The following is a 2,902-nucleotide window of genomic DNA, read 5'->3' on the forward strand; positions in this document are numbered from 1 at the left end:
ATGAATTTCATTCTTAAATATACATAAAACCAACGAGTTATGCAAATTATTTGAACGGTTTTTTGTACAAATTATCTAACAGGGGAAAAGGAGGTTATTAGACAGTTTGACGTCCCGTGGCTTTCACGATGTTTGGGGATTAAATTAAGATTTATATTTCGGTTAAAGACTAAAAATAAAAGTACAAAACCATATTTAAATTAAGCCCAATACCCAAATATCTTGAAGCCACTGTTGTCATATCGGTTTTATGGGCGGTTTTAAATTCCGTCATTTAGCCGATTAACACTTTTACACAATGTTGAATCTTATTTCTTGGGTAGTGTATGGAGTTCCTTTTTCAAAGAATCCTTTAATGTCTGATGATGGAGACGTAGCGTGGTATTTATTTCTTTTAAATCTTGTTCTATATTTTTGGTTAGCGTTGCTTCTGTTTTTATTTTCACTGTCGGGGTTTTGCTTTGAATAAATGTCTGTGCTAATAATATAAGCATTGTAAAAACAGAAATTCCAAGAGTTGCGTATGTAGTTCGTTTGTTTAAGTCTAAATTTTTACTGAATTGCTCGTTTATGTTGAGTTCGGAACTAATGTGTGGATTATATGCTGAGAAACTACCCTCTTCACTAACTGCTTTACCTAAACTAGTAAGTAAAAAGATTTTGTTTTTTTTATGTTCAAAAAGAGTACCATTCATTAGCATTTCTTTTAACGCTAAATCAAATCGTGCTTTTTCAATTTCGTTTAAACTATTAATAAAATTATAATGTTTGGAAATATCAAAAACAAAATTATCATCATCGACACCTTTAAATAATATCCAATCTCTATAATCATTATTTGGGATTTCAGCACTCATATTTACTAAATTAAATTACTAATCATCGGTTCTTCGGAACCGTACTAAAACAAAAACAAAATGTCAGATACATATAAAATAAAACAACAAGAAACAGCTAAGAAACTATTAGCTGAAAACATTACTGTCAACAAAATACTTTTACTATTAAACGGTAATTCAGTTAGTTATAATCGTTCAATAATACGTAATGTAGAAACCGTATTAAGAGATAATTCAGTAATAAACATAACTGAAGAATTTTTAGAAGACAAACACACAGAGTTTAAAAAATATCTTGAAGAAGAGTATTGACTTAATCGTTAGATAGTTTTTTATTAATTTGTTGGTCTAGACCCATAAATGAATCTAAGAAGTCTTCAAAAGTTTCGCCTTTATGTTTATTATGTTTACTAAATTCAGCACCATATTTATCAGTCATAAAAGCATAAATTTTATAAAGTCTTTGTTCTGAACGTACTTGGTTGCTAACAATTAATTCAAGTAATTCTCTGTCGGTATAATTTTCAAGCGGTTTTAATTCCATAATTTCTATTTTAGTATTTTTCGTTATTTCTGTTTCGGTTCTCTAAACTGTATGACAACGTTCCCGCGCTACACGCAGGCTGAGATTAAAAATGCGTAATCTTTCGGTTAAAAACTAATTTTTCAAATACAAAACCGTCTTCAAATTTTGCCAAATGCCCAGCTTGCTTGTAGCGTGTGTTGGCGGTAGTTTTTTTATCTTTTGTAATTTGGTTTGACAAGTAAAATTGGTTTTGGGTTAAGAAGTGTCCATTTTGTTGCAAGCTCGCAGAGATAATTTAGCTCGTCAGTTTCTGCATCTTTGTTTTTACGAATGTCTTGTACAAGGGAATTTAATTTTTCAAGTTCATCAGTTGACAAAGCGTTATTTGAAGCTAAATGCACCAAAAATGCGTCCAACATTTTTTTGAAATCAACATTCCAATTTGCACCGCCATTTCTGTATATTTCATCACGCACTCTTCCTGCAATTCGCACAACTTCTCCTTGCACTGTTTTTGCATTTCCGTTTGATGGAATTAAAAGTTCCCATAATTCTTCAAATTGTTTTTGCCAAGTTGCTCCGCTCACAATTATTTGAGATACTCCATCGTGCATAATGCGTTTTTTTACAGGCGAAACTCTATAAATTTCATAAAGTTTATTTAGTGCTTCGTCTGTTTGTTGCAGATAATCTTTGTTGAAATTTTGACGATGAAACTCAAAATTTTCTCCGATACGAGTAATACTGTCTTGCATCTTTTGGGTTATCTCTGTATTTTTCAGTAGAATTTCTGATATTTCTACCATATTCACAATGTCAAGATTATTTGCACGACTTAGAGCGTATTCAAGAGGCGTTTGCTTACTTGCATTGAGAACTTTGGTATTTGCTCCATATTCAGCTAATTGCTTTACTGAAGAAACGTTGAAACCACTTCCTGAAGCAAGGTGCAAAGGTGTGTCGCCATCTTCGTCTACTGCATTTACGTTTGCTCCAAGTTCTAAAAATGCTGTAATCTTACCACTTCGAGCCATTGTATGCCTGTGAAGTGCTGTACGCCCATAAATATCTACGGCTTCGATGTTTGCTCCATTTTCTACCAACCAATGAACAAATTCATTAGGAACACTGAAAAAGCTAAGAGCCGTTGCTTTTCCATAACCACCTCTTGCATCTAATTCACAAGTGTCAAAAACCTTTTTGAGATTTTCTATATCATTTTCTTTGATTAGTTCATCAAAGTTTTTAGGAAGTGTAGTTTTCTTTTTTGATTTTTTTTTCTGATTGCTTTCTGATTCGTTAAAATTAACGTCGGCTTCAGGTTTTGAATTGTTTTTCTTCAGAAAGTTAAATAGTCCCATTAATATGTAATTTAATATTATGTCGTTTCGTTAGGTTGTGGTCGTTCGGTAAAATTACCGCCAACGTCAGTTCGTCTAAAAACCTCCAAACAAACTGTATTTTGTTACTCATGGAGTAAATATATGTTATTTAAACTACATTTAAACTTCGTTCTATTAAAACTCGCTTTATGATT

General features: G+C 32.0%; 4 protein-coding genes. 1 reads left to right on the top strand and 3 read right to left on the bottom strand.

Going from position 1 to position 2,902, the window contains the following annotated elements; translation table 11 throughout:
• Positions 1-308: 308 nt before the first annotated feature.
• Positions 309-857, bottom strand: a complete 549-nt coding sequence (locus ACNQGO_RS15275) for a hypothetical protein (protein WP_417985802.1) — start codon at positions 855-857, stop codon at positions 309-311.
• Between the two features lie 60 nt (positions 858-917).
• Here ACNQGO_RS15275 and ACNQGO_RS15280 point away from each other — a divergent pair, with 60 nt between their 5' ends.
• On the top strand, positions 918-1,151 hold the full coding sequence (locus ACNQGO_RS15280; RefSeq protein WP_417985803.1) for a hypothetical protein: 234 nt from the start codon (positions 918-920) through the stop codon (positions 1,149-1,151).
• Position 1,152: 1 nt separating this feature from the next.
• Here ACNQGO_RS15280 and ACNQGO_RS15285 read toward each other — a convergent pair whose 3' ends face one another.
• Positions 1,153-1,383 (bottom strand): hypothetical protein, encoded by a 231-nt coding sequence (locus ACNQGO_RS15285; RefSeq protein WP_417985804.1) that lies wholly within the window; start codon positions 1,381-1,383, stop codon positions 1,153-1,155.
• A gap of 194 nt (positions 1,384-1,577) precedes the next feature.
• Positions 1,578-2,726 (bottom strand): ankyrin repeat domain-containing protein, encoded by a 1,149-nt coding sequence (locus ACNQGO_RS15290; protein ID WP_417947962.1) that lies wholly within the window; start codon positions 2,724-2,726, stop codon positions 1,578-1,580.
• Positions 2,727-2,902 lie beyond the last annotated feature (176 nt).

The sequence above is a fragment of the Flavobacterium frigidum genome (assembly GCF_048286735.1).
Classification (GTDB): Bacteria; Bacteroidota; Bacteroidia; order Flavobacteriales; family Flavobacteriaceae; genus Flavobacterium.